Origin of the sequence: Bacillus sp. JJ1503 (assembly GCF_036965125.1) — a bacterium.
In the GTDB taxonomy this organism is placed as follows: domain Bacteria; phylum Bacillota; class Bacilli; order Bacillales; family Cytobacillaceae; genus Cytobacillus.
On the sequence record NZ_JBALOZ010000483.1, the window covers coordinates 1 to 4297 of the forward strand.

4 protein-coding genes are annotated in these 4297 nt (G+C 33.9%); 2 read left to right on the forward strand and 2 right to left on the reverse strand.

Annotation, left to right across the window (positions count from 1 at the left end):
* Both V7149_RS25595 and V7149_RS25600 read right to left on the reverse strand, forming a co-directional pair.
* Positions 1-817, reverse strand: an 817-nt coding sequence (locus V7149_RS25595) for a hypothetical protein (protein WP_335348373.1), incomplete at its 3' end; no start/stop codon positions are given.
* Between the two features lie 200 nt (positions 818-1017).
* Positions 1018-1791, reverse strand: coding sequence for a Cof-type HAD-IIB family hydrolase (locus V7149_RS25600; RefSeq protein ID WP_335348374.1), 774 nt, complete (start codon positions 1789-1791; stop codon positions 1018-1020).
* Positions 1792-2231: 440 nt separating this feature from the next.
* Here V7149_RS25600 and V7149_RS25605 point away from each other — a divergent pair, with 440 nt between their 5' ends.
* Complete coding sequence (locus tag V7149_RS25605) at positions 2232-3191, forward strand: NADP-dependent oxidoreductase (RefSeq protein ID WP_335348375.1); 960 nt, start codon at positions 2232-2234, stop codon at positions 3189-3191.
* A 721-nt stretch (positions 3192-3912) separates the two neighbouring features.
* Positions 3913-4297: SRPBCC family protein (locus V7149_RS25610; protein ID WP_335348376.1), on the forward strand; the 385-nt coding region annotated here is incomplete at its 3' end.

The following is a 4297-nucleotide window of genomic DNA, read 5'->3' on the forward strand; positions in this document are numbered from 1 at the left end:
TCTCAATTATTAAGTCTCGAAATTTCTTACTAAATAAAGTTTTACGGTATACATACTTGCCATTATGCGTCCATTCTTGTGGAAGGTAGATATCCTTAGCAGCATCGATTAAATCTTTTTGGATATAGATATAAGGACCATCTATTCTTCCTCTAATTCCACAATCCTTACACTGCTCTTGTTCTTCAGTCGCAAAGTAATAATGTTTCATTTCATTACTCCAAGAAGGAAGAGTGTTAGTCGGGATAATTTGGTAAGCCGGTTGTTTGCCCTTTACTGTTCCTTTATGTATTACCGGTTTTAATTCATATCCTGTTATTCCCCAATTATTCATTAGTTCTGCCATTTTCTCTGAAACGACCCAAAATGCACCCACATTTACCATATATCTGTCTTTAATCTTTGATGTATCTATAGTTAAAGGGGAAACTTGATTTTGAAGTATTAATCCACATGCGTCACAAAATATATTATTTTTAAATTGAGTTCCTTTATCTTTTAAGAAAGCTCCACCAGAATTTCCAGTCGAGTACAAGACGAAGTGTGAAGCTTTATCGTATTCTTCATCTGAATACAAGAATGAAAATCTTTCCCCAATATGTTTGATGCGTAATTCGTTTTCTAAGTATCTATAGATCCCTTTAACATTTTCATAGTTCATCTTGTCATTAAGAATTACTTTTACTTCAAAAGAAACATCACTTAGTTCCCCATAGTCAGGTGTTTGTAACATAATATTATAGTCTTTAAAAACGTTAATAACCTTATCTATTAAATCAGTAGGAATAAATAATGAAATACTAAGTTCAGTAACCAATACTTTCGCCGCCTTAAAGAAATGGGTCAGAGTATGTTTCTTATACCCTAGTAAAAAACCATCTTCGCTTTTATAGAAACGTAACAATTAGTTAAACAAAGACTTTTTACTACTAATAAAATTACGCTTTTTATGATAGGTGCCGATAATTTTCGATATTGAAAATAAAGTTTGCCAGTCTTACCATAGTTCATTGGAATTTAAATTATCCCATACTTCTTTAACGCATAATGAATACCATCTTCACTAGACTTTTTGGTAACAAAGTCCGCAATACTTTTCAATTTTTCATTTCCATTCCCCATTGCTATACCAAGTCCAACTAGTTCCAACATGTCAATATCATTTTCTCCATCACCGAAAGCAATGGCTTCTGTTTTATCTAGCCCAAAAAACTCTAGAGTTTTCATGATAGCTAAAGACTTAGACACATTTTCCTGCAAAACATTTAACACATATGGATGCCATCTTTTAAATGTTAAGTTTGGAAACTTTTGTATGTACTTCTCAACAGCCACATCACTTGCAAATAAACACAATAAAAATACCTCTTGTTTATGAATTAAACGATTAGTAATAGGATAATCATCGAGAAATAAGGTTTCCTTCAATGCTGTTAAGATTTCGTCCTCTGTAACACCATTCATATAAAGGTCTTCAGTATAAAAAGTCAAACCATTATTCTCCGACTGGGCAAAATCCATTACTTCTAAGATAATATTCTTATCCATTGGAACTTTATGAATCACTTTTTCGATGTGTTTTACGTACCCGCCATTTGCTGTTATAAAGGTTTCTATTCCCATTTCCTGTAATTCATTACACATCGATAATGGTCTTCCCGTAGCAGCAACAACCTTCAAGCCTTTGCTTTTCAATATTTTTATAGCTTCAATAGTTGAAGATGGAATCCTGCCATCTTCGTGACTTGTTATCGTTCCATCAACATCCAAAAATACAATTTTATAATCCAATATGGAACCCCCTTTGTATTAATCAAATATATAAAGTAGTCTGTTAGAAAATTGTACCAAATTTAAATATTATTGTTAAATTCATAATAGATATCTATAGGAGGGATCTGTTTTGTTAGATATGTTTTTATGCAACCATCTCTAACCAATTGGATATCCAGAAAACTATCTGTTGAACACTCAGGCATTGGTATAGGTGTATACAGTTTGTCAAACTTTCTTTCTATTGCCATATGTGGAGCAATTACTACCAAATTAATAGTTAAACAATTTCCCTCCCTTAAAACCTGTTGTCTTCTATTGCCAAACAGTAATATACAGTAATATATATTTTGGGATTTTCTTACTGGCAATGTTAAATTGGATATTTGTCTCATATCTATGTAGAGGACCAAAATGGCCAACTTTTTCAAAAAAATAAAGAAAGGATTTGATTCATTATGATAAAAGCCATTCGAGTTTACCAATACGGTGGACCGGAGCAATTAAAACTCGAAAGGATTCCTATTCCGGAGCCTAGCTCTAATGAGGTGTTAATTCGGGTTCATACCGTTGGCGTCCTTCCGTATGATTGGAAATATCGTGAAGGTTACTTTAAGGATAGTCGACCTGCAATCTTTCCTTATACCCCTGGGACAACATTTGCAGGAACTGTGGAGAAACTTGGCCGTAATGTCCATGATTTTTACATCGGGCAGGAAGTCTTTGGACGAAGTAAATATGGAACTTATGCTGAGTTTACCGTAGCATCAAGAGAAGAACTTTTTCCTAAACCTTCAACAATAACATTTGAAGAGGCAGCAGCAATCCCTGCGAGTGCTATTCTAGCGTGGCATACTCTATTTAGGGACGGAGAATTAAGGGAAGGTGAAAAAGTGCTGATTCATGGAGCAGCAGGAGGGTTTGGTTCTATTGCAGTCCAATTGGCTAAATGGAAGGGAGCACATGTTATAGGAACCAGTTCAGGGAGAAATTTAGACTTCCTGTCCTTATTAGGAGTAGACACTGTCATTGATTATACTTCCACCTCTTTTGAGAACATAGTCCAGGATGTAGACCTGGTTGTCGATACGGTTGGCGGAGATACGTTAGAAAGATCCTGGTCCGTAGTGAAAAAAGGAGGAAAACTTCTATCTTTAGTTGAACAGCCATCAGCTGATAAAACACGTATGTATGGACTAAAAACAGGAAAACCGTTTACTCCGTATTCTCCTGAGGAAACGAAATTTATTTCTCAGACAATTTCCCAAATGATTGCAGATAAAAAGTTAAGGATCGACATTTCAAAACTTGTTTCATTAGAAACAGTGGATGAAGCACATAAAATATCTCAACAGGGTCATGGGCGCGGTCGCATTATTTTAAAAGTATATGATGGTGCTCAAGGTGATAATGATTAACAACCCATATTGCGAAATATGTCTACCTGTAAGACCGTTATAGTTTGATTAAGTTTTTCTTGTTTAATACTTTATCATCAACAAAAATAAAAAGTAGAAAGAGAAGAACAAGTGGCTTATCAGTCCCGATAATTTCTTGTTCTTCTTTAATTAATTGATCCTATAACAAATTAATGACACAGTCCATCATAGTATAATTCTTACGCCCTTTTATTTAATAAGAATTAGGGTAACCGTGAAATCATTCGGAAACTCATGAATCAAGAATTTTTTTTCAGAAGCTAAGAAGCCTGCTGCACTTGTTAATCTTACACCATTAATCGCCTAGATGAAAAGTTCTATTATCGTTTCCACCATTTTTTACAGACGTTAAATCAGACCATTCTGGATACTGTCCATTTATTAATCTTGATACTAAATCTGAAATGATAATCATTATATAATTCTGCCATCCTAATTCTAATCCTAATAGGTATTTTCTTCCCCAACACTTTTTAATCCTTTTTAAAGTAAATGCCCAGTTACTTCAAAAAGAAAAATACGTCTCCACTTATCGTAGAAACTCCCCTGTTAGTGGAAGTACATTTCTTCACAATGAACATATAAGTCTTACCTATCTATTTATACACAAATTGTCAGAATAGATTTTTTTTTCAAAATTAATTATAATAAAACAAGGTAAATTTTGGTACAAATTATTTATTTTAATAGGAGGAAAAAAATGGAGATATTTAAGGAGATTACAGTAGAAACAACAGTTCAAGCACCAGTTGAAAAGGTATGGGAATATTGGACAGAACCAATTCATATAACAAAATGGAACTTTGCTTCAGATGATTGGCACTCCCCTTTTGCTGAGAATGATTTAAGAGTAGGCGGGAAATTCATTTCAAGAATGGAAGCCAAAGATGGTAGTTTTGGTTTTGATTTTAGCGGAGTTTATGATGAAATAAAACTATATGAGGTAATTGCTTATACAATGGAGGATGGAAGAAAAGTGAAAATCACTTTTAACGACCGCGGAAACGAAACCGAAGTAATTGAAACTTTTGATGCCGAGGCTTCGAATTCAATTGAGTTACAACAACAAGGGTGGCAGGCAATTT